Origin of the sequence: Thauera carbonicopians, from assembly GCF_025699485.1 — a bacterium.
GTDB lineage: Bacteria > Pseudomonadota > Gammaproteobacteria > Burkholderiales > Rhodocyclaceae > Thauera.
The window spans coordinates 267,185-290,724 of record NZ_JANUXN010000003.1 but is presented as its reverse complement, the minus strand read 5'-3'; the positions used below and the strand labels follow the sequence as shown (position 1 = coordinate 290,724).

At 65.1% G+C, this 23,540-nt stretch carries 18 protein-coding genes and 1 riboswitch; of the genes, 6 read left to right on the top strand and 12 right to left on the bottom strand.

Annotated elements, in window-relative coordinates; translation table 11 throughout:
• Positions 1–38: 38 nt before the first annotated feature.
• From trxA to NX068_RS06275, 5 genes are all read right to left on the bottom strand, one after another.
• Positions 39–410, bottom strand: coding sequence for a thioredoxin (gene trxA / locus NX068_RS06295; RefSeq protein ID WP_263460435.1), 372 nt, complete (start codon positions 408–410; stop codon positions 39–41).
• 93 nt (positions 411–503) lie between these two features.
• Positions 504–2,324: an ATP-binding protein gene (locus tag NX068_RS06290; RefSeq protein ID WP_263460434.1), complete on the bottom strand. Its 1,821-nt coding sequence runs from the start codon at positions 2,322–2,324 to the stop codon at positions 504–506.
• Between the two features lie 88 nt (positions 2,325–2,412).
• On the bottom strand, positions 2,413–6,135 hold the full coding sequence (gene metH, locus NX068_RS06285; RefSeq protein ID WP_263460433.1) for a methionine synthase: 3,723 nt from the start codon (positions 6,133–6,135) through the stop codon (positions 2,413–2,415).
• 77 nt (positions 6,136–6,212) lie between these two features.
• Positions 6,213–6,289, bottom strand: a riboswitch (S-adenosyl-L-homocysteine riboswitch).
• 87 nt (positions 6,290–6,376) lie between these two features.
• Positions 6,377–6,964: an outer membrane protein assembly factor BamE gene (locus NX068_RS06280; RefSeq protein WP_263460637.1), complete on the bottom strand. Its 588-nt coding sequence runs from the start codon at positions 6,962–6,964 to the stop codon at positions 6,377–6,379.
• Between the two features lie 51 nt (positions 6,965–7,015).
• Positions 7,016–7,507: a hypothetical protein gene (locus NX068_RS06275; RefSeq protein ID WP_263460432.1), complete on the bottom strand. Its 492-nt coding sequence runs from the start codon at positions 7,505–7,507 to the stop codon at positions 7,016–7,018.
• Positions 7,508–7,637: 130 nt separating this feature from the next.
• Here NX068_RS06275 and NX068_RS06270 point away from each other — a divergent pair, with 130 nt between their 5' ends.
• Together NX068_RS06270 and NX068_RS06265 are read left to right on the top strand one after the other, a co-directional pair.
• On the top strand, positions 7,638–8,750 hold the full coding sequence (locus NX068_RS06270; RefSeq protein WP_263460431.1) for a branched-chain amino acid ABC transporter substrate-binding protein: 1,113 nt from the start codon (positions 7,638–7,640) through the stop codon (positions 8,748–8,750).
• A gap of 179 nt (positions 8,751–8,929) precedes the next feature.
• On the top strand, positions 8,930–9,352 hold the full coding sequence (locus NX068_RS06265; RefSeq protein ID WP_263460430.1) for a CBS domain-containing protein: 423 nt from the start codon (positions 8,930–8,932) through the stop codon (positions 9,350–9,352).
• Positions 9,353–9,464: 112 nt separating this feature from the next.
• Here the strand turns inward: NX068_RS06265 and NX068_RS06260 are convergent, their stop codons facing one another.
• The 7 genes from NX068_RS06260 to NX068_RS06230 all read right to left on the bottom strand — a co-directional run bounded on the left by NX068_RS06260 (position 9,465) and on the right by NX068_RS06230 (position 16,222).
• Complete coding sequence (locus NX068_RS06260) at positions 9,465–10,211, bottom strand: aspartate/glutamate racemase family protein (protein WP_263460429.1); 747 nt, start codon at positions 10,209–10,211, stop codon at positions 9,465–9,467.
• Between the two features lie 58 nt (positions 10,212–10,269).
• The gene (locus NX068_RS06255; RefSeq protein ID WP_263460428.1) at positions 10,270–11,040 is read right to left on the bottom strand and encodes a fumarylacetoacetate hydrolase family protein; all 771 of its coding nucleotides are present in this window, start codon (positions 11,038–11,040) and stop codon (positions 10,270–10,272) included.
• Positions 11,037–12,482, bottom strand: a complete 1,446-nt coding sequence (hydA, locus tag NX068_RS06250; protein ID WP_263460427.1) for a dihydropyrimidinase — start codon at positions 12,480–12,482, stop codon at positions 11,037–11,039. The genes NX068_RS06255 and hydA overlap by 4 nt, the downstream gene beginning before the upstream one ends.
• A gap of 43 nt (positions 12,483–12,525) precedes the next feature.
• Positions 12,526–13,806 (bottom strand): TRAP transporter large permease, encoded by a 1,281-nt coding sequence (locus NX068_RS06245; RefSeq protein ID WP_263460426.1) that lies wholly within the window; start codon positions 13,804–13,806, stop codon positions 12,526–12,528.
• The gene (locus NX068_RS06240; RefSeq protein ID WP_263460425.1) at positions 13,803–14,300 is read right to left on the bottom strand and encodes a TRAP transporter small permease; all 498 of its coding nucleotides are present in this window, start codon (positions 14,298–14,300) and stop codon (positions 13,803–13,805) included. Before NX068_RS06240 ends, NX068_RS06245 begins: the two co-directional genes overlap by 4 nt.
• A gap of 28 nt (positions 14,301–14,328) precedes the next feature.
• Positions 14,329–15,327: a TRAP transporter substrate-binding protein gene (locus NX068_RS06235; protein ID WP_263460424.1), complete on the bottom strand. Its 999-nt coding sequence runs from the start codon at positions 15,325–15,327 to the stop codon at positions 14,329–14,331.
• 217 nt (positions 15,328–15,544) lie between these two features.
• Positions 15,545–16,222 carry a GntR family transcriptional regulator gene (locus NX068_RS06230; protein ID WP_263460423.1) on the bottom strand — a complete coding sequence of 226 codons (678 nt, stop codon included), beginning with the start codon at positions 16,220–16,222 and terminating at the stop codon, positions 15,545–15,547.
• A gap of 270 nt (positions 16,223–16,492) precedes the next feature.
• Between NX068_RS06230 and cas1f the strand changes: the two genes are divergently transcribed.
• The 4 genes from cas1f (at position 16,493) to csy2 (ending at position 23,540) form a co-directional block, all read left to right on the top strand.
• Complete coding sequence (gene cas1f, locus NX068_RS06225) at positions 16,493–17,449, top strand: type I-F CRISPR-associated endonuclease Cas1f (RefSeq protein WP_263460422.1); 957 nt, start codon at positions 16,493–16,495, stop codon at positions 17,447–17,449.
• Positions 17,446–20,859, top strand: a complete 3,414-nt coding sequence (gene cas3f, locus NX068_RS06220; protein WP_263460421.1) for a type I-F CRISPR-associated helicase Cas3f — start codon at positions 17,446–17,448, stop codon at positions 20,857–20,859. The genes cas1f and cas3f overlap by 4 nt, the downstream gene beginning before the upstream one ends.
• 349 nt (positions 20,860–21,208) lie before the next feature.
• The gene (gene csy1, locus NX068_RS06215; protein WP_263460420.1) at positions 21,209–22,576 is read left to right on the top strand and encodes a type I-F CRISPR-associated protein Csy1; all 1,368 of its coding nucleotides are present in this window, start codon (positions 21,209–21,211) and stop codon (positions 22,574–22,576) included.
• The gene (gene csy2 / locus NX068_RS06210; protein WP_263460419.1) at positions 22,569–23,540 is read left to right on the top strand and encodes a type I-F CRISPR-associated protein Csy2; all 972 of its coding nucleotides are present in this window, start codon (positions 22,569–22,571) and stop codon (positions 23,538–23,540) included. The genes csy1 and csy2 overlap by 8 nt, the downstream gene beginning before the upstream one ends.

Here is a 23,540-nt window from a genome sequence, read left to right as displayed (position 1 = left end):
TGTGCACCACGGGCAGCGCGCCGCCCACGGCGCAGGCTTCAGCCCTGCTGTTTCTGCTGCTCGGCGATCTCCGCCCGCACCTGATCCATGTCGAGGCCGCGCACGCCGTCGATGACCTGCTTGAGCGCGCTGGCCGGCAAGGCGCCCGACTCGCGGAACACCATGATGCCTTCGCGGATCACCGCGATGGTCGGAATCGAGCGGATCTGGAAGGTGGCCGCCAGTTCCTGCTGGGCTTCGGTGTCGATCTTGCCGAAGACGATGTCGGGGTTCTCGTCGGACGCCGCCTCGTAGGTCGGCGCGAAACTGCGGCAGGGACCGCACCAGGCCGCCCAGAAGTCGATGAAGACGATCGGATTCTGCTCCAGCACGTCGTTGAAGTTGTCGGCGGTGAGTTCGAGGGTGGCCATGTCGGCGGACTCCGTTGGATCGAGGCTGCCGATGCTACCGGACTGTGGCGTCCCGCCCAAGCACGAAACACCGGCGACGGCCCGCGGCGATGCTCAGCTTGCCACCCGGCCGCCGGCCTTGAGCACGGCTTCGACCCGCTCGTACAACAGGCCGATGTTGAGCGGCTTGGTCAGGAAGTCGTCCATCCCCGCGGCCAGGCAGATCTGGCGATCTTCCTCGCGCGCACTGGCCGTCATGGCCAGGATCGGTATCCTCGGCCGCCCGGTTTCGCGCTCGTGGGCACGAATCCGCCGCGTCGCCTCCAGGCCGTCCATCACCGGCATCTGCAGGTCCATCAGCACCAGATCGAAGTTGCCGCCAATCACTTTCTCCAGCCCCTGCCGGCCATCCTCGGCAACCGTCAGGTCATAGCCGCGCCGTGTCAGCAGCGCCACCGCGAGCTTCTGGTTGATCGGGTTGTCCTCGACCACGAGGATGGCTGCGCCCTTGCCCAGCACAGGCGCGGGCGGCGCATCGGCGGCGGGCGCTGCCTTGGCCGCTTCGGCATCCGGCGCCGCGTATTCGAAGCGCAGCGTGAAGAAGAAGCGGCTGCCCCGGCCCGGCTTGCTGTCCACACCCAGCATACCGCCCATCAGCTCGACCAGGCGGTAGGAGATCGACAGCCCCAGGCCGGTGCCGCCGAATCTGCGCGAAGTCGAGGTATCCGCCTGGGCGAAGGCATCGAACACCATCGCCTGCACCTGGGGATCGATGCCGATGCCGGTATCCTTGACCGAGAAGACGACGTCGGCCATGCCGCCACCCCTACCGCTCACCGAAGCCGACACCACCACTTCGCCCTGCTGGGTGAACTTGATCGCATTGCCGATCAGGTTGGTCAACACCTGCTTGAGCCGCAGCGCGTCACCGAGCACCCTGCGCGGCAGGTCCGGCGGCAGTTCGAGCCTCAGCTCCAGCCCCTTGGACTTGGCCGGCGCGGACAGCACGCGGGTGGCGAGGTCCAAGGTCTCGTGCAGATCGAAAGGCTCGTGTTCGATATCGACCTTGCCGGCCTCGATCTTGGAGAAGTCGAGGATGTCGTTGAGGATGCGCAGCAGCGAATCGGCCGAAGCCTGGATCATGCGCAGATGCTCGGGCACCTCGGGGTCCTGCGGGTCCATCAGCGCAAGCTCGGTGAGGCCGATGATGCCGTTCATCGGCGTGCGGATCTCGTGGCTCATGTTGGCCAGGAACTGGCTCTTGGTGCGGTTGGCGATTTCCGCCTGATCGCGCGAGGCTTCGAGTTCGGCAATCATGCGGCTGCGCTCGCGGCCGAGCTGGATCGACTCGATCAGCATCGAGCTCAGGTTGTTCGAGCTGTTAATGATGGTGATGCTGAAGACCGGAATCAGCACGATCAGGATCAGGTCCGGAATGCCCTGGTAGTCGAGCGCGGCGATCAGCGCGACCGGCAGCACCGACAACACGGTGTAGCTGGCCAGTGCGGTGCGGGAAGGCGCGAGCGTCGGCATCGCGCCGGCGATGGTGGCGGCGATGATGCCGGCGGTGAAGAAGCGCGCATCGTAGCCGGCGCCGATCATGAACAGCGCCGCCCCGGCCGCCCAGCCCGTCGAGGCCAGCAGCGCGCCGAGCATGTAGCGCCTGAACCAGGTGCCGACTTCATCGACCGAAGGCGCGCGGGCAAAGAAGCGGCGCACCGACAGCACGCGGATGAAGGCCAGCAGCGCCATCGCCCCGGCCCAGCCGAGCGCCGGCACCATCGCCGCACCGAAGACGATGTTGCCGACCGCCAGCATGACGGCCACCGTCACCAGCGATATCTGGGCCGGAATGGAATTGCGGTACAGCAGATAGACCGCCTGATGCCAGGAGGCGGGGTCAACCCGGTCATCGGTCAGGCGGGGAAACTTCACGGCACGTATATCCGCTACGCATCAGAACGTGGCGAGATTAGCATGGCCGCATTGGCCGGAGCGTGACCCATTCCGCTCCGGCACACGTTTATAGCAAGGGTGCCAGCCAGCGCGCAGCCTCATCCACTTCCATGCCGGTGCGGCGCGCCCAATCTTCCAACTGGTCGCGGCCGATCTTCGGCACGGCGAAATAATGGCTTTCCGGGTGGGAGAAATAGAAGCCGCTGACCGCCGCCGCCGGCATCATCGCGTAGCTTTCGGTCAGTTCCATGCCGGCGCGCTCGCGAGCGCCGAGCAGCTCGAACAGCGGCCCCTTCACGGTGTGGTCCGGGCAGGCGGGGTAGCCCGGCGCCGGGCGGATGCCGCTGTAGCGCTCGGCGATCAGCGCATCGTTGTCGAGCGCCTCGTCGGCAGCGTAGCCCCAGCATTCCTTGCGCACGCGCTCGTGCAGCCATTCGGCGCAGGCTTCGGCGAGGCGGTCGGCGAGGCTCTTGAGCATGATCGCGTGGTAGTCGTCATGCACCGCCTCGAACTCGGCGAGCTTGCCCTCGATGCCGAGGCCGGCGGTGACGGCGAAAGCGCCGATCCAGTCCGGCACGCCGGAGTCCTTCGGCGCGATGAAATCGGACAGGCACCAGTGCGGCTTGCCCGCCGGGCGCTCGTGCTGCTGGCGCAGGCCGTGCCAGACCATCGCCAGCTGGCAGCGGTCCTCGCCGGTGTAGATCTCGACGTCGTCGCCCACCGAATTGGCCGGGAACAGGCCGAACACCGCCCTGGCCTGCAGCCAGTTTTCATCGACGATCCGCGCCAGCATCGCCTGGCCGTCCTTGAACACGTTGCACGCGGTTTCGCCGACGATCTCGTCGTCGAGGATCGCCGGGAAGCGGCCCGCCAGGTCCCAGGTCTGGAAGAACGGACCCCAGTCGATGTAATCGACCAGGTCGGCCAGCTCGACCTCGATCGCCTGCACGCCGCGCGTGTTGGGCATCGGCGGGCGATAGTCGGGCGCGATGCGGAAGGCGTTGGCGCGGGCGGCTTCGACGCTGACCAGTTGCACACCTTTCTTGTTGGCGTGCAGCGCGCGGATCTTTTCGTAGTCGGCGGCAACTTCGGCCTTGAACGCGTCGCTCTGCCCTTCGGACAGCAGCGCCGTGACCACGCCCACGGCGCGCGAGGCGTCCGGCACATAGACCACCGGCTGGTCGTAGTGCGGCGCGATCTTGATCGCGGTGTGGTTGCGGCTGGTGGTGGCGCCGCCGATCAGCAGCGGCACCTCGAAGCCCTGGCGCTTCATCTCGGCGGCGACGTGGGCCATTTCTTCGAGCGAGGGCGTGATCAGGCCGGACAGGCCGATCGCCTGCGCGCCGTGCTCCTTGGCCGCCTCGAGGATCTTCGCCGCCGGCACCATGACGCCGAGGTCGATGATCTCGTAGCCATTGCAGCCCAGCACCACGCCGACGATGTTCTTGCCGATGTCGTGCACGTCGCCCTTGACCGTGGCGATGACGATGCGGCCCTTGCTGGCGGCGCCGGTGCGCAGCTTCTCGGCTTCGATGTAGGGAATCAGGTGGGCGACGGCCTGCTTCATCACCCGCGCCGACTTCACCACCTGGGGCAGGAACATCTTGCCGGCGCCGAACAGGTCGCCGACCACGTTCATGCCCGCCATCAGCGGGCCTTCGATGACCGCCAGCGGCGGCCGGCCTTCGGCCTCCAGCTTGGCCCGCACCTCCTCGGTGTCGGCGACGACGAACTCGGTGATGCCCTTGACCAGCGCGTGCGACAGGCGCTCTTCCACCGGCCAGGCGCGCCAGGCGAGGTCGGGGCCGGATTCCTTGGCCTGGCCCTTCACCGACTGCGCCATCTCGACCAGCACTTCGCCCGGATTCTGGCCGGACGCGGGCTTGCGGTTCAGCACCACGTCCTCGACCTTCTCGCGCAGCACCGGGTCGAGCTGGTCGTACACGCCGAGCTGGCCGGCGTTGACGATGCCCATCGACAGCCCGGCCTTGATCGCGTGGTAGAGGAAGACGGTGTGGATCGCCTCGCGCACCGGGTCGTTGCCGCGGAAGCTGAAGGACACGTTCGAGACCCCGCCCGAAGTCTTGGCCCAGGGCAGCTTGTGCTTGATCCAGGCCACCGCCTCGATGAAATCGACCGCGTAGTTGTCGTGCTCCTCGATGCCGGTGGCGATGGCGAAGATGTTGGCGTCGAAGATGATGTCCTCGGGCGGGAAGCCCGCGCCGCCTTCGGCCACCGGCTTGGTCAGCAGGTGGTAGGCGCGCGCGCAGATCTCGGTCTTGCGCGCGAAGGTGTCGGCCTGGCCGGCCTCGTCGAAGGCCATCACGATCACTGCCGCGCCGTAGCGGCGCGCCAGCCGCGCCTGGCGCAGGAACTCGGCCTCGCCTTCCTTCATCGAGATCGAGTTGACCACGCCCTTGCCCTGGATGCACTTCAGGCCGGTCTCGATCACCGACCACTTCGACGAGTCGAGCATGATCGGCACGCGCGAGATGTCCGGCTCGGAAGCGATGAGCTTGCAGAAGCGCTCCATCGCCGCGACCGAATCCAGCATCGCCTCGTCCATGTTGATGTCGATGACCTGGGCGCCGTTCTCGACCTGCTGGCGCGCCACCGCCAGCGCGTCGTCGAAGCGGCCTTCGAGGATCATGCGGGCGAAGGCCTTGGAGCCGGTGACGTTGGTGCGCTCGCCGACGTTGACGAACAGGCTGTCGTCGCCGACGTTGAAGGGCTCCAGGCCGGACAGGCGCAGCTTCTTCTCGACCTCGGGCATCTTGCGCGGCGGGAATTCCGCCACCACCCGGGCGATCTCGGCGATGTGCGCCGGCGTGGTGCCGCAACAGCCGCCGACGATGTTCAGCAGCCCGGCCTCGGCCCACTGGCGGATTTCGCCGGCGAGGTGCTCGGGCGTCTCGTCGTAGCCGGTCGGCGACAGCGGATTGGGCAGGCCGGCATTGGGGTGGGCCGACACATGGGTGTCGCAGACGTTGGACAGGTCCTCGACGTACTGGCGCAACTGGTCGGCGCCGAGCGCGCAGTTCAGGCCGAAGCTGATCGGCTGCGCGTGGTTCAGCGAGTTCCAGAAGGCTTCGGCGGTCTGGCCCGACAGCGTGCGGCCGGATGCATCGGTGATGGTGCCCGAGATCATCACCGGCCAGCGCTGGCCACCGCTTTTTTCAATCTCGTCGAACAGCTTTTCGACGGCGAACACCGCCGCCTTGGCGTTGAGCGTGTCGAACACCGTCTCGATCAGCAGGATGTCGGCACCGCCTTCGAGCAGGGCCTTGGCCGACTCGTAGTAGTCGTCGGCGAGCGCGTCGAAGCTGATGTTGCGGAAGCCCGGATCATTGACGTCGGGCGAGATCGACAGCGTGCGCGAAGTCGGCCCGATCACGCCGGCACAGAAGCGCGGCTTGGCCGGGTTACGCGCAGTGTATTCGTCGCACAGCCGGCGCACCAGGCGCGCGCCTTCGACGTTGAGCTCGTAGGCAAGCGATTCGAGGCCGTATTCGGCCTGCGACACGCGGGTGGCGTTGAAGGTGTTGGTCTCGATGATGTCGGCGCCGGCATCGAGATAGGCGCGGTGGATGCCGCCGACCACGTCCGGCCGCGTCAGCACCAGCAGGTCGTTGTTGCCCTTGAGGTCGCGCGGGTGGTCGAGGAAGCGCTGGCCGCGGTAGTCCGCCTCGCCCAGCGTGTGCTGCTGGATCATCGTGCCCATGGCGCCATCCAGGATCAGGATGCGCTCGGCGAGCAGTTGGCGGAGTTCGGTCCTGCGGTCGGCTTGCATCGGGTATCACCTCGGTCGTTCGACGATCGCCGGGTGACGCCTGGTACGAAAGCAGACGGCGCCACAAACCGGCAGAAGGTTTGTGAGCGCCGTTGATCGGTTGCCGAGCCTGGCCCTCGCAGAATCAGGCGGGGTCGCAGCGCTCCTCGGCAGGGGAGCGATTGTATCGGCTCACGCCAGGGCTTGCCAATAGCGGCCTGACGCGGCCTGGGTTAACACCGCCCAGCCTGGCACGGCCCGGCTACCACCAGTACGGGTGAAAGGGATGAGGCGCGAAAAACGGATGGCGGTAATAGGGGTAGCCGTAATACGGCCGGCCGTAGCCCCAATAGCCGTTGACCGCCCATCCGTCACGCGGATACACATAGGTCTGGCTGGTGCGCACCACCTTGCCGTCGATGAAATGCACGTTGAAGCGCGTGGCGACGCCCGGACCACTGTTGCGGATGTTCCAGTCCCACACTTCCTCGCCCGACAGCTTGAAGGTCTGCACCGAGCGATACTGGCCGAGCATGCGCTCGACTTCCTCCTGCGTCATGCCCTTCTGCACCCGCACCAGGTTCTCGCTTTCGAGCGCGTCCCACTGCCGCAACACCATGCCGCCCTGGTCGACCTGCACCATCAGGCAGGTATGGCCGTAGGGCTGGGTGGCGTATTCCAGCGTGGTCGTGCCATCGTCGTTCTGCCAGCGCCGGCTCGGCTCGCCCTTGGCGGCCAGCGCCTCGGCCTCGGTGGTGAAGGGACGGGGCGGCTCGAAAGTCGCGCAGCCCGCAAGCTGCAGCGCCCCTGCAAACATCAGCAGCAGCCCCATCCCGCGCAGCCAGCGCATCGGGAACGAGGTCGCAGTCCGAATAGCGGTCTGGCTCATGACAGCCTCCATTCAACGTCGATATTGCGTGTAGCGGCCCGTGCCGGTAACCCTGCTGTCGGTATTGAAGGACACGGTGAAGAACACCGGGTCGCTCGTGCCATCGGGGCCGTTGGAAATCTTCCACTCCCACACGGTTTCCCGTTTCAGGCGGAAGAACTGGCTGCGCGCCGGCTTGCCCAGCAGGCGACGCACTTCGTCGCCGCTCATGCCGTTGACCACGCGGGCGAAGTTCTGTTCGTTGAGCACCTGTTCAACGCTGCGCAGTATCTCGTCCGGACCGATCGTGATCATGAAGCACTCGGTGCCTTCGGGCTGGCGGGTGAATTCCCAGGTCACCGAGCCATCGTCGTTGCGCCACTCCATCTGCGGCGGGCCGAAACGTTCGCGCACCTCCGCCGCCGTCGATTCCCCAGGCTTGAGCTCGCGCAGATTGAAGTAATCGCAGGCAGTGATGCCGATTGCCGACAGCACGGCGCACAGCCAGGCAAGCAAGCGTTTCATGTCATCGATTCCTCAAGGGTTTGCCCGGCCTGCCGACGACAGGCCACTGGGCTAGAATCTGCCATCCACCATGGATTTGCAACGCCCTTGCAATGACTCTTTGCAAACTATGCACCTTCCGGAGACGCACATGAAGAAGACTCTGCTCGCACTTGCCCTGGTCGGCGCCGGCTTTGCCGCCCAGGCGCAGACCGTCGTCAAGATCGGCCACGCCGGCCCGCTGACCGGCCCGATCGCCCACTTCGGCAAGGACGGCGAGAACGGCGCCCGCCTTGCGCTCGAAGACGCCAACGCCAAAGGCCTGGTCATCGGCGGCCAGACCGTCAAGTTCGAACTCCTCAGCGAAGACGACCAGGGCGACCCGCGCACCGCCACCACCGCGGCACAGCGCCTGACCGACGCCGGCGTCAAGGGCGTGGTCGGCCACACCACCTCGGGCGCCTCGATTCCCGCTTCGCGCGTGTATGAGCAGGCCGGCGTGCCGGTGATCACGCCGTCGTCGACCAGCCCCAAGCTCACCCAGCAGAACTACAAGGTCACCTACCGCGTCATCGCCAACGACCTGCAGCAGGGCGAAGCCATGGCCAAGTACGCGATCGAGACGCTGAAGGTAAAGAAATTCGCCGTCATCGACGATCGCACCGCCTACGGCCAGGGCCTCGCCGACTCCTTCGCCGAAAGCATCAAGAAGCTCGGCGGCGAAATCGTCGGCCGCGAGTTCACCAACGACAAGGCCACCGACTTCACCGCCATCCTCACCAAGATCAAGGCCCGTTCGCCCGAGGCCATCTTCTACGGCGGCATGGATTCGCAAGGCGCGCCGATGCTGCGCCAGTTGCGCCAGCTCGGCATCCCCGCCACCTTCCTCGGCGGCGACGGCAACTGCACCAGCGAAATGCTCAAGCTCGCCGGCGACGCCATGAACGAGAAGGTCTTCTGCACCCAGGCCGGCATCCCACTGACGCAGATGCCCAGCGGCGAAGAGTTCCTGTCCCGCTTCAGGCAGCGCTTCAACGCCGACGTGCTGGTCTACGCCCCCTACGCCTACGACGCCGCCACCGCGCTGATCGAAGGCATGAAGGCCGCCGACTCGACCGATCCGGCGAAATACCTGCCCGCCCTGCAAAAGATCGACTTCCAGGGCGTCACCGGCCACATCGCCTTCGACGCCAAGGGCGACATCAAGGAAGGCGGCGTCAGCCTCTACAACTACGCCAACGGCAAGTGGGAGCCGGTGCAGTAAGCGGCACCATCATGGAAACCGGCGGGGGCGTGAATCCACGCCCCCGCCGCCGTTTACAGCCTGCACAAGCGCCCCGGGCAGGCATCTGCGCAATGCTTGCCAAATGTCAAGATTGTCAAACGGCTTCCGGCCTAGAGTGTGACCAGGTTCTCATCACAACATCAATACGGGAGCGAGACATGACAAACCGCGACATCTCCTTCATCGTCAAGGACCAGAATCCCTTGATGCTGCGCCCGACCGACACCGTGCAGACCGCCTGTCAGCGCATGTGCGAGCGTAACGTGGGCGCAGTGCTGGTCACCGACGCAAACACCCGGCTGGAAGGCATCTTCACCGGCCGCGACGCGGTGCAGGCAATCGCCCGCGGCGGTAATCCAGCCGATGTGCCATTAGCCGAAGTTATGACCGCCAAGCCGGATACCATCACCCCGGATCTCAAGGCGATCGATGCGCTGCACATGATGTGCGACGGCGGCTACCGCCACCTGCCGGTCACCGCGGACGGCAAGGTCGTCGGCATCGTGTCGCGCAGCGACTTCAAGGGGCTGGAGCTTGATCAGTTCGAGGACCAGCAGAGCTTGTGGGAGTGCATTTGCTGAGCGGAGCGGGCCGCATCATCCGGCCCTGACCCGACATCGAACGGGTCACCGCATCGACGCCCGGGCAGGCATGCGCCGGGCGTTTTCGTGTCCCGCGGGCAGCCGCCCGGGTTCAGGCACCGTGGGCGATGGCGCGTTCGAGCGCGGCGGGCAGACCACTGGACGGTTTCGATGGCGGCAGCGAGAAGGAGCCGCTGCTGGCCTTGCGCGGCTGCAGCGTGACCAGGGCTTCGGCCACCTTGATGCTGGCGGCGACGCTTTCCACCAGCGGCACGCTGACGCGATCGTGTACGCGCGACGCCAGCCCGGCCAGCGGCGCGCCGGCGAGGATCACCACCTCGGCGCCGTCTTCATCTGCCGCCCGTTGCGCCAGTGCCACCAGCAGGTCTTCGTTCTCCTGCTGCACGCGGCCGACGTCGGCAACCTTGGCGTCGAGCATGCGGATGCTGGCGAGCCGCCCCTGCAGGCCCTGCCATTCCACGCATTCGCGGTACCACGGCTCCAGCCGGCTGGAGAAGGAAACGATGGAGAAGCGCCGTCCCAGCGGCAGCGCCATCAGCATCGCCGCTTCGGCCAGTCCGACCACCGGCACGTCGAACAGCTCGCGCGCGCCGCCGAGGCCGGGGTCGCCAAAGGCGGCAACCACGACTGCGTCATAGCTGCCGGCGCGTTCGGCCATCACTTCCAGCACCACGCGGCCGCCGATGATGGCTTCGGCGCGGGTGGCGATGTAGGGCACGCCATAGGACGCGGTGACGAAACTCAGCTCGGTGCCGGGCGCGGCCGCTGGGCGGGCGACGGCTTCGATCTTGTCGGTGACGCTTTGCGAGGTATTGGGATTGATGACGAGCAAGCGCATGGAAGGGTCTCCGAAAAAAGGGTCGGCTGGAACGGGACGGGTGGCGCACCACCCGTGATCAGATCACGTCGATCGCGACACGGCCGACGTCCGCATAGCGGGCGCACAGGCGGTCGCCGGCGCGCGCGGGGTACAGGCCAGTCCAGGTGCCGGTGGTGACGAGGTCGCCGGCCTGCAGCGTGCTGCCGTACTGCCGCTGTGCGTGCCGGTTGAGCCAGGGCAGCAAATGGAGCGGGTCGCCGAGCGGATGGCCGCCGCGCTGGCGTTTGTATTCGGCGCCGTTGAGGGTGACGACGACTTCCCCCGCGCCATCGCTGTCGCGCCAGCCGCCGTCGCGCCGTTCGCCGATGATCAGGCAGTGGTTGTTCTGCAGGTCGGCCAAATAGAAGGTGGCTGGCAGGTTTTCGCCGATGGCGCGGATGTCGCATATCTCGATCGCGGCGAACACCGTGCCGATGGCCGCGCTCACCGCCGCGGCATCGGCGTCCGGCGGCAGGGGCCGGGCAAGCTGCACCACCAGCTCCACTTCCACGCCGATCAATGTATGGGCGCGCGTGGCTGCAAAGCGGAAAGGCAGGCCGCCGGTGTGCAGGATGGCGCCGTCGGCAATCGGAGACGAGGTCGGTTGCGCGCTGCGGCTGCCGGCGCCGATCTTCCACGCCCGCGGACGGCCATCGGCGAACCAGCCCAGCGCGCTGCCCGTCTGCTGCTGCACCAGATAGGCGGTGGTGTCGTCCGCCGGCGCCAGCGCACGCGCCCGGGCCTCGGTGAGCGGCGCGCCGCTGAGCCAGGCGGTGATCAGCGCTTCGCTGAGCGGATGTGTGCTCATGTGTTCTTGCCCCGCGTCTTCGGACGCGCAGGGGCCGGCAGGCCGCAGGGCTGGAACTGCCCCTGGCCGGGGCGGCCGAGGAATTCGCCGTCGCGCCACACCGTCCGGCCGCGCACCAGGGTCAATGCCGGCCAGGCGGTGACCGCGATGCCTTCGTATGGCGTGTAATCGACGGCATGGTGCAGTTCGGCGTTGCGGATCGGGCGCGGCGCGTGAGTGTCCCAGATCACGAGGTCGGCATCACTGCCGACGGCGATGGAGCCCTTGCGCGGGTACAGGCCGTAGGTCTTGGCGACGTTGGTGGCGGTGAGCGCGACGAACTGGCAGATGTCCAGCCGGCCGCTCTGCACGCCGTGCGAGAACAACAGCGGCAGCCGGGTTTCGACGCCGGGGATGCCGTTGGGGATCTTGTCGAAACTGGCCTTGGCGCCGGCGGCCTGCTTGCCCTGCGGATCGTCGATGGAAAAAGGTGCGTGGTCCGACGAGAACACCTGAAACACGCCATTTTCCAGACCGTCCCAGATCGCTTCCTGGTTGCCCTTGTCGCGCGGCGGCGGGCTGCAGATGCACATGCTGCCGCGGCGGTGTGCGGCTTCGCTGTCATCGATGCCGAGATCCTCGGCGGACAGGAACAGGTATTGCGGGCAGGTTTCGCCGTAGATGCGCATGCCGCGCCCCTGCGCCCAGCGGATCTGTTCCATCGCCTCGCGGCCGGAAACGTGCACGATCAGGATCGGCACGTCGACGAGCTGGGCGTAACTGATGGCGCGATGGGTGGCCTCGCGCTCCACCAGCATCGGCCGCGCTTCGGCATGGTAGCGCGGTGCGCTGCGGCCGGCCGCGAGCAGGCGCTCGGTCAGCCAGGCGATGCAGTCTGCATTCTCGGCGTGCATCATCACCATCGCGCCGTGCTCGCGCGCGACCGCCAGCACGTCGATGATCTGGCGGTCGTCGAGCTTCAGGTCGTCGTAGGTCATGTAGATCTTGAACGAGCTGTAGCCTTCGCGGATCAGCGCCGGCAGCTCCTCGGCCAGCACCTGCGGCGTGGGGTCGGAAACGATCAGGTGGAAGGCATAGTCCACACTGGCCTTGCCGTCGGCGCGGCGGTGATAGTCGTCGACCGCCTCGCGCAGGCTGTGGCCGCGCTGCTGGCAGGCGAACGGAATGATGGTGGTGGTGCCGCCGCAGGCGGCCGAGCGCGTACCGGTGAGAAAGTCGTCCGCCATGCGGGTACCGTCGCCGGTGGGCTGGTCGAAGTGGCAATGGCCGTCGATGCCGCCCGGCAGCACCCAGCGGCCGGCGGCGTCGATTTCCTCGCGGCCGGCGGCCAGCGCCCGGCCCAGCGCCGCGATGCGGCCGTCGCGGATGCCGATGTCGGCTTCGAAGACATCGGCGGCGGTAGCGCAGCGCGCGTTGCGGATGACCAGATCGAAAACACTCATGAAGTTCTCCTGCAGATCCTGCATGCGGAATCCGGCCGCATGCTCAGTAGCCCAGCGCGCGCGGCAGCGCGGTGACCAGCGGCGGGAAGGCGATGCACAGCGCCAGCAGCAGGAACTGCAGGCCGATCAGCGGCAGCACCGATACGGTGAGCTGGTTGATGGGCACGCGCGCCGCGCTGCTGACGACGAACAGCAGCACGCCGACCGGCGGCGTCAGCATGCCGATGATCAGGTTGAGCACGAACAGGAAACCGAAGTACAGCGGGTCGATGCCGTAGGCGGTGGCGATCGGCGCAAGCAGCGGCACCAGCATGATGTAGGCGGCGTTCGACTCCAGGAACATGCCGGCGACCACCAGCAGCACCATCACCAGCAGGATGAACACCATCGGCTCCGAGGTCAGGCCCTGGACGAATTCCGCCAGCATCATCGGCAGCATGTCGATGGTGAGCAGATAAGTCACCGCCGAGGCGAAGGCGATCAGCGCGCCGACGATGCCGGTGGTGATCGCGGCGCGGAACATGATGTGCGGCAGGTCGCGCAGGCTGATGCGGCGGGTGATGAACAAGCCGATCAGCAAGGCATACACGACGGCGACCGCCGAGCCCTCGGTGGCGGTGAACACCCCGGCGACGATGCCGCCGATGACGACGAAGGGCATCGCCACGACGAACAGCGACGAGCGCAGGGTGGTGAGGAAGCGGCGCAGGTCGAAGGCCTCGCCGGTGGCCGGATAGCCCTTGCGCCGCGCGTAGTACGAGGCGTAGAGCATCAGCATCACGATCAGCAGCAGCCCCGGCACCACGCCGGCCATGAACAGCGCGCCGACCGAGATGATCGGCCCCGCCATGTAGCAATACACGATCATCGCGGCGCTGGGCGGCAGGATCGCGCCCAGGTTGGCCGAGGCCGCGATCAGCGCCGCGCCGAAGCGCTTGTCGTAATGCTTGGCCATGGTCGGCATCATGGTGCTGGTGAGCGCGGTGGCGTCGGCCACCGCGGTGCCCGACACCGCCGCCAGCGACGCCGACGACAGGATGGTGACGTGCGCCAGCCCGCCGCGCACGCGGCCGACCACGGCATTGGCCAGCGCGATCAGACGCTCCATGATGCCGCCGGCCACCATCAGTTCACCGGCCACCATGAAGCAGGGAATGGCGAGCAGCGGAAAGGAGTTCAGCGCGTACATCATGCGCTGCGGGAACACCGCCCACTCCACGTCGCCGGCGCTCATGCCGGCAAAGGCGGCGATGCCCAGCGCGAACGCCAGCGGCATGCCCAGCAGCGCCAGCAGGAAGAAGCCGGTAATGGCAACGGTGGTCATGCGGCTTCCTCCACGGGAGCGGCGGGCCTGGCGCTGCGTAGCAGCTGGTCGAACAGGTGCAGCGCGGAATGCGCGCAGCCGACGGTGACGGCCAGATAGAACCAGCCGGTGGACAGGTCGAGCGTGGGCATCATCTGGTCCCAGGTATCGCGTGCGGCCAGCGCCGCCTGCACCGCGACAACCGACATCAGCAGGCCGCTGACGAGGCGCACCACCGGTTGCAGCGCGCGCTGCAGCCATGCCGGAAAGCGCCGCGCGACCACGTCGATGCCGACGTGCGCGGAGAGCTTCACGCCATGGGCAATGGCCATGAACACCGACCAGACGAAGGTCAGGCGCGAGACCTCTTCCGCCCAGTCGAGCGAATATGAAAACGCATAGCGCAGCAGCACCTGGGTGGAGACCACCCCGATCATCACGATCATGCAGCTGACGATGGCCCAGCGCGATACCGCATCCAGGCCGTCGAGCGCCTGTTTCAGGGCTTGGCTCATGGCGGACTCTCCTGTCGGGGCGGGGCGCTCAGCGCGTCGCGTTCAGCACGGCATCGACCAGTTCGGCGCCGGCCTTGGCCTTGACGGTATCGACGATGCCGGCGGTGGCCTGCTTCATCGCCTCGCGGAACTCCGGCGTCACCGCGTCGAACTGCACGCCGCGCGCCTGCAGATCGGCCAGCGCCTTGGCGTCTTCGCTGGCGGCGTTGGCGCGTTGCGAGGCGACGGCATTGCCGATCGCGTCGATCACCACCTGGCGCAGTTCCGGCGACAGGCCGTCCAGCTTCTTCTTGTTGGCGGCGACGACGACGAAATCGAAGAAATGGCCGGTGTCCGACACATACTTCTGCACCTGGTTGAAGTTGCGGTCGCGGGTGACGGCATAGGGGTTCTCCTGGCCGTCGAGCACCCCTTGCTGCAGCGCCGAGTACACCTCCTTGATGTCCATCGTGACCGGGTTGGCGCCCATCGCGCGGAAGGTGCTCAGGTGCGTTTCGTCCGGCTGCAGGCGGATCTTCAGGCCCTTGAGGTCGGCCAGGCTCTTCACCGGACGCACGTTGTTGGTCAGATGGCGCGAACCCAGCTCCATGTAGCCGAGCGCGGCAAAACCCTTGTCGGCCAGTTTGGCGGATATCTGCTCGCCCACCGGACCATCGATGACGCCGAAAGCCTGTTCGCGGCTCTCGAACCGGAACGGCAGCGACAGCACCGACAGTTCCGGCACCGTGCGCGACAGGTAGGCGGTGGAAATCCAGGTCAGGAACACCGCGCCGGAGCGCACCTGGTCGACGTTCTCCTGCGCACCGCCCAGTTGCATCGCCGGAAACACGGCGACCTTCAATTCGCCCTTGCTGTTCTTTTCCACTTCGGCCTTGAACTGCTCCATCGCCACCGAACTGGTATGGTCGTTGGGGAAGTTGCCGACGATGCGCAAGGTTTGGGCAGCCGACGCGATGCCGGCACCGATCAGCCCGGTGGTGGCGATGGCGGTGCACAGCAAGGTGCGGGAGAACATCTTCTTCAGCATGGCAAGACTCCTTGAGGAGGGAGAAGGCATGTCCAATATAGGGCATGTTCAACGGATTGCATACAAAAATAAAAACAACTTTTCGTGCACTTCTTTAAGCAAAACTCTTGCCAGATTCACGCCCGCATCTGGCGCAGACATAAAAAAACCCGGCGAGGCCGGGTTGATCTCCCATGTCCGCCACGGCGTGACGCGCAGCCGCCGGCACTCGCGGAAATCACGACAGCATTTCCGTCCATGGGATGGACTGCTTGGCCTTTTGCGCCAGTTGCAGTTCACGCTCGATGTGATCGAGGTGCGCCAGCATGATGCGGATCGCATCGTCGGTGCGCTTCTCCTCGATCGCCCTGACGATTTCCGCATGCTCGTGGTCAGGGCAAGTGGCGGTCTTGGGACTGTCGTACAGCGCGATGATCAGGCAGGTAAACGGACACAGCTCATTCATCAGCTTGCTGATGAAGGCGTTGCCGGCCAGCTCCGCCAGCAGCATGTGGAATTCACCGGTCAGCTTGATCAGCGCGCGGCGCTCGCCGTGGCTGCGCATGGCGTCCTCGGCCGCCAGGTGCTCATGCAGCCGGCGTAGATCGTCCGCACTGGCGCGCGCAATCACGCTACGGATGATCTCCGGCTCCAGCAGGCGCCGGGTGGCAAACAGGTCGCGCGCTTCCTGCACGCTGGGGCGGGTGACGAAGGCGCCGCGGTTGGGATGCAGACGCACCAGGCCATCCTTCGACAAGGTGGTCAGCGCCTGACGGATCTTGGTGCGGCTGACGCCGAAAGCGGTGGCCAGTTTTTCTTCCGCGAGCTTGCCGCCGGGGGGCAGGCGGTGCTCCATGATGGCCGCCGTGATGTGCTCGGCGATATCGGCGACATCCGGTTTGGGCGTGTCTGGCACGGCAAGATCCTGAAGTGAACAGTCGATATTGTACCCAGCCACCATCATGCGATAACACAATTTTTGCACCAAAAATTGTATTCAATAGCCTCATCTTTGTGCATTTCGAGGTTCGATGCACCATGGCAAGGCGCGAAGATGGTGCGCAGGAGCCTCGCCAGCCAGCAACGAATCGGCTTGCCAGCGCCAATTCCTGCACCCTGGACGTCCGCCAGGCCACTCTATACTCCATGGCGATGCGAACCGCATCTTCCAGCCGCTGAATCCGGAATGAATGAAATATCGTCCTCGGACCTCAAGACCATCCTGCACTCCAAGCGCGCCAATCTCTACTACCTGGAGCACTGCCGGGTACTGGTGAACGGCGGCCGCGTCGAATACGTCACCGACGAAGGCAAGCGTTCGCTGTACTGGAACATTCCGATCGCCAACACCACGACCTTGCTGCTCGGTACCGGCACCTCCATCACCCAGGCCGCCATGCGCGAGCTTGCCAAGGCCGGCGTACTGGTCGGCTTCTGCGGCGGTGGTGGCACGCCGCTCTTTGCCGCCAGCGAAGTCGAATGGCTCTCGCCGCAAAGCGAGTATCGCCCCACCGAATACCTGCAACGCTGGGTGAAGTTCTGGTTCGACGACGGCAAGCGCCTGGACGCGGCCAAGGCCTTCCAGTCGGCCCGCCTGCAACGCATCCGCGAGTCCTGGCTGGACAGCCGCAGCCTGCGTGACGCCGGATTCGAGGTAGATGCCAGCGCCCTAACGCGAGCACTCGATGCTTCCTACGAGGCGATTCAAACCTCCCCCGACAACACCTTCCTGCTCACCGAGGAAGCGCGCCTGAGCAAACACCTGTTTGCCCTCGCCGCGCGCGCGGTGAACTACGGTGATTTCACCCGCGCCAAGAACGGCTCCGGCAGCGATCCGGCCAACCGCTTCCTCGATCACGGCAACTACCTGGCCTATGGCCTCGGCGCCAGCGCCGCCTGGGTACTCGGCATTCCCCACGGCCTGGCCGTGCTGCACGGCAAGACCCGGCGCGGCGGGCTGGTGTTCGACATCGCCGACCTGGTCAAGGATGCGACCATCCTGCCCCAGGCTTTCATCAGCGCAGTCCGCGGCGACGAGGAGCAGGAGTTCCGCCAGGCCTGCATCGAAAACCTGACTCGCAGCGAATCCCTCGATTTCATGATCGACACCCTCAAGTCGGTGGCCGAGCGGGTCGGCGCATGAATGTCCTGCTCATCAGCCAGTGCGACAAACGCGCCCTGACCGAAAGCCGGCGCATCCTCGACCAGTTCGCCGAACGCCGCGGCGACCGTACCTGGCAGACGCCGATCACCCAGGCCGGCCTGGACACCCTGCGCAAGCTGTTGCGCAAGACCGCGCGCAAGAACACCGCCGTCGCTTGCCACTGGATTCGCGGCAAGGATCACAGCGAACTGCTGTGGATCGTCGGCGATGCCAGCCGCTTCAACACGCAGGGTGCGGTACCCACCAACGGCACCCGCCGCAATGTACTGCGCGCGGATGATGAAAACGACTGGCACAGTGGTGAGGACATCAAGCTGCTGGCGCAGATGGCCGGTCTTCTGCACGATCTGGGCAAGGCCAGCGTGGCATTCCAGCAGCGCTTGCGGCGGCAGACTCTGGAAAAGAATCTCTACCGTCACGAATGGGTCTCCCTGCGCCTGTTCCTCGCTTTCGTCGGCAAGGACGACGATGCCATCTGGCTGAAGCGCCTGACCGAACCCGATGCCGACGATGACGCAAGTTGGTTGGCCGCCGACCGCTACCACCGGGACGGGCTGGATGACTCAGCTTCACCGCCTTTCAAGAATCTCCCGCCACTGGCTGCCGCCATTGCCTGGCTGGTACTGACCCACCACCGCCTGCCGGTGATCCCGGTGCAGGACATCAAGACCGGCCTTCAGGACTGGCTGGGCAGGAAATCCCCGTCTTTCAATCCCGCACAACTGCCGACCCTGCTCGACAGCGTTGGCCACGACTGGAACGAAATACGGCAAAACGCCAGTGCAGCCGATATCGTCCCCTACTGGCAATTCGACCACGACCTGCCCGTCCTGCTGCCCAAATGGCGGGCACAGGCGGCAAAACTGGCCATTCGTCTGCTCGCACTACACAGCAAGGCTGACAAGCGCGACTGGCTGGACAACCCTTACGTCATGCATCTGGCGCGCCTGAGCCTGATGCTGGCCGACCACCATTACTCCAGCCTGGCAAGGGATTCCAACGAACGTGTGCGCGGCGACGTGCCTGGGCCACTGTATGCAAATACCGACAAGACCGGACAACTGAAGCAGCCGCTGGACGAGCATCTGCTGGGCGTAGCCCGACTGGCCGGCAGCATCAGTCACGGGCTACCCGGCTTCGAACGACATCTGCCGCGACTTGCCCGCCACCGAGGGCTGAAGAAGCGCAGCGCCAGCGAACGCTTCCGCTGGCAGGACAAGGCTGCCGATGCTGCTGGCGGCCTGCGCGAGCAAGCTGCCGGGCATGGCGCCTTCATCGTCAACATGGCCTCCACCGGCTGCGGCAAGACTCTGGCCAATGCCCGAATCCTCCATGCCCTGGCCGATCCGCAGCACGGGATACGCACCACCTTCGCCCTTGGCCTGCGCACCCTGACCTTGCAGACCGGGCGCAGTTACCGCGAAGACCTGCATCTGGATGAGGATGAACTGGCCATTCGCGTCGGCGGCAGTGCCAGCCGGGCACTCTTCGAGTATTACCAGGCCCAGGCCGAGAACAGCGGCTCAGCGTCGATCCAGCAATTGCTCGAAGAAGACAGCCATGTCCTCTACGAAGGCCAGCCGGCAGAACATCCCCTGCTGACCAGGGCAATGCATGACGAAACCGTGCGCTCCCTGCTCGCGGCCCCGATGCTGGTCTGTACTATCGACCACCTGATGCCCGCCACCGAAGCTCAACGCGCCGGACGCCAGATCGCGCCGATGCTGCGTTTGATGAGCAGCGATCTGGTGATCGACGAGTTGGACGATTTCGGCCTCGCTGACCTGCCGGCATTGACCCGTCTTGTCTACTGGGCAGGCCTGCTTGGCAGCCGGGTGCTGCTATCGTCTGCGACCTTGCCCCCGTCGCTGGTCGACGGCCTGTTCCAGGCTTACCGCGCCGGACGCATCCACTATCGGCGCAACCGCGGCCCGGACGGAGAACCATCTCGCGCTCCAGACATTGCCTGCCTATGGACGGATGAGTTCGGCGTGCATACGGCCTCTTGTGATGACGCACAGGCCCATGCACTCGCGCACCAAGATCTCGTACAGCGCCGTGTAGCGGCGCTCGAGCGCGCCATCAAGCGGGATGGCCCGAGGCGCTGCGGCGAGCTGTTGCCACTGCGTATCGAGGCAACGCAGGAACATGCCATACGCCGCGCCTTTGCCGAGGAACTGCAGGCCGCCATCCTCGTGGCGCACGACCGCCATGCTGAAATCTGCCCGCACAGTGGCAAACGCGTCAGCTTCGGACTGGTTCGCATGGCCAACATCGAGCCTTTGTTCGACGTTGCACAGGAACTGTTGCGCCTGGGCGCAACAGAGGATTACCGCATCCATCTGTGCGTCTATCACGCACGCTTTCCGATGCTGCAACGTTCGGCAATCGAACATCGGCTTGACGCCTGCTTCGACCGCCGCGACCCTGCCGCGGTCTATCAGCGGGAAGACGTCCGCAAAGCCATCGACACTTTCCCGGAGCGCAACCATCTCTTCGTCGTCCTATCTTCGCCCGTCTGTGAAGTCGGCCGCGACTGGGATGCGGACTGGGCGGTGGCCGAGCCCTCGTCGATGCGAGCACTCATCCAGCTTGCCGGCCGCGTCCAGCGCCACCGAAACCAGCCCTGCCAGACGCCCAACATCCTGGTCTTCGACACCAATCTGCGTCACTTTTCCGCAGATCGAGGCACTGATGGCTACCCGCGCGCAGCCTTCATACGCCCCGGCTTCGAAGACGAGCACGGCCTGGCCGGCGCGCCGTTCCGCCTCTCCAGCCATCGCCTCGGCACCCTGCTGCGCGAAGACGAGTACCGGACGATCACCGCCCGCCCGCGCATCCAGCTGCGCTCCCGGCAGGACTGGCAGCCCAAGCGCAGTCTGGTCGACCTGGAACATGCCCGGCTTTTCGCGCAAATGCAGCCCAAGCCGCGAGAGTCACAAGTCCGGCCAGCCCAGCGAGGCGTCAAGCCACAGGAATTCGACTTGGATGCGGCTTGCGCTTGGCAATTTCCTCGCGCCGCGCTGACCTGGGCGCTACCGCAGCAGCAACCATTCCGCGACGACACGAACCGCGACTACGAATTGCTGTTCCTGCCTGACGAGGATGAAGAGCACCTGGAACTCCACCTCATTCACGAGGAAGCACGCCACGGCAAACCGGCGATCTATACCAGCGCCGAAAGCCGCATCGAGCACCTGCAACTCGACTTCGGCCCGCGCATCGGCGCCTGGGGTGAGGACGACCTGATGGCGCTGCTGCGCGAACAGGCTGAAGCACAAGGCATGTCGTTGCGGCGTTGCGCAGAGCGCTTCACCACGGTGAGCGTGCCAAGCAGCACACAAGGGTGGAGATATCACCCCGTTCTGGGATTTGGAAAGCGAAAATAAGCAGACAGAAGGCGATGTCCCCCAACTAGCGCTGCCTATACGGCAGTGAAGGCGAAAGGGACGGACGCGGAATTCGTTGTTCCTTTTTAAGCTGCTTATACGGCAGTAAAGGCCCGCTCCGAAGGCGCAGACGAAGGCAACAATTTCTAAGCTGCCTATACGGCAGTGAAGAAGGCGCGTAAGGCCATCGAGGCCCAGATCAATTTCTAAGCTGTCTATTCGGCAGTGAAGTTGTACTCGTTGTCTGCATCGGCGTAGGTGAGTTTCTAAGCTGCCTATACGGTAGCGCAGAAATCAAATAATACGGTGTGCATGGACGTTACAAACCGATTGATGAGGAATTCTCCACATGACCGAACCTAGCCCACGCGCGCAAGCTTTCCAGCAAGCTATCACCACCTTCATCACCGATCGCCGAGATGCCAAGCTCAAAGGCCTGAGCAACGAAGCCACAGCCCAGATCGCCGCCAAATACGACTATCAAGAATGGCTGGCCGATGCTGCACGACGGGTCACGCAAATCCAGGCAGTCACCCATGTGCTTAAGGCCACTCACCCAGATGCCCGCGGCACCAGCCTGCACATCACCCCTGACAACCTGCCCCGGCATGAAGAAATCGGCACCCATCTATTGGGCAACGACTATATCGACGACATCGTCGGCAACGCTGCCGCGCTGGACGTATACAAGTTCCTCAAACTGGAAGTCGATGGTCACCGTCTGCTCGACTGGTTTCAGGCTGACGATGCCGATCTGCTGCGCGCCCTTCACGAAGACGAAGCAACCGCTCGGCAATGGGCGGACGCTTTCAAAGGACTGATCCGCCCACCTGGTGCTCCCGCATCTCATAGCCTGGCCAAACAGATATATTGGTGCGTCTCCGGCGAGCCGGCCGACAACAACGGCTTCCATCTGCTGCAACCATTGTTTTCCAGCAGCCTCGCCCATGCCGTGCATCAGGAAATCAACGACGCACGCTTCGGTGAAACCAACAAAGCCGCCCGCCAGGCCCAACGCGAGAAGAAGGCGCATGACATTTCCTATCGCGACTACCGCAATCTGGCCACCCGCAAGCTCGGCGGCACGAAGCCTCAGAATGTAAGCCAACTGAATAGTGAACGCGGCGGACTCAACTATTTGCTGGCCTCGCTGCCGCCTCGTTGGGATCAGGATCGGCCCCAGCAATTTCTGTTTATCGAATCGGCTCTGGCACGCTTCCGCCGCTTTGAAGGCGTCACTGAATTGTTGGATGCCTTGCTGGCACTGCTGAAAGACAATCCCGCGCCAACCATGCACACCCGCATCAAGCGCGAACGCATCGAACGTGCCCTGGGCCAATCCCTGGCCGCCTTCGGGCTCGCCAGCCGGCAACTGTTCCAGCCGGGTTGGACACGCGATGCGGACTGCCACCTGCCGCTGTGCGAGCAACTCTGGCTCGATCCCGAACGCGCCGAACTGCCGCTCCGTGAAGAAGCCGAGTGCAGGACAGAAGATGAGGAATTCAACGCAGCGCTGGAATGGAAGGACTGGCCGGACGAAATCGCACACCGCTTCGGCAACTGGCTCAACGCCATCCTGCTGCAACATGACCTGCCCGTAGGAGATGCCGAGCACGCCCATTGGGCGCGTCAGGCGCTCATCGACGCGGAATGGCCCGCCCCGATGCAACGTCGCGCGGTCACCGGCACAACGAATCAGGAGGCGGCTCATGGCTGAATGCCCTCACTTCGAGCATCTGCTGGTGTTGCCACGCCTGCGGGTACAGAACGCCAATGCCATATCCAGCCCGCTTACCCACGGCTTTCCGTCCATCACTGCATTTCTCGGGTTGATGTGGGCACTGGAACGCAAGAGCCAGACAGCCGGGCTGGATTTGCAGTTCAATGCAGTTGGTGTAGTTGCCCACTCGCACCAGGAGCAAGTAACGGATAGCGGTTTTGTCCACGGCTTCCGCCTGACTCGCAATCCACTCGACAAGGACGGCGGCAGCGCTGCCATCGTCGAAGAAGGCCGTATCCATCTCGACATCAGCCTGGTCTTCGCCGTACAGAGCCAGGCATTGCTCGACACTCAGGCAGCACCCGCAATCGCCGCTCAGGTGCACGATCTGCTGGCGGCGATGCGCATCGCCGGCGGCAGCGTGATCCAATCGCATGCAACTCGCAGCCGGCAGCGCCCCTATGTCGTGTCCCTGACCGGGGATGCCGAGGGCAGAGAAAAGCTGTTCAACCAGCTCAAGCTGCGTCTACTGCCCGGCTTCTCCCTTGTGGAACGCAACGACTTGCTGGAACAGCGCCACCAGGATTTGCGGGCGCAGCATCCAGACGCCACACGCCTGGACGCCTGGTTGTCTCTGTCACGCATCAACTGGCACTGGCAGGAAGGCAGCGGCCAATGGCAGCACGACCGCAAGGGGCTCGGCTGGATCATTCCGATCCCGCTCGGCTACGGTGCCCTTGGCGAATTGCAACCCGCTGGCAGTGTGACCAACGCCCGAGACCGCGATACCCCTTTCCGCTTCGTCGAAAGCCTTTATGGCATCGGCCAGTGGATCAGTCCGCACCGCCTGCACAACGCTCAACAACTGCTCTGGTATGCCGACAGCCAGCCCGATGGCGGGCTGTACCGCTGCCGCAACGACTACCAGCCGACACCGGTTCACGAATTCGACTTCGATTGA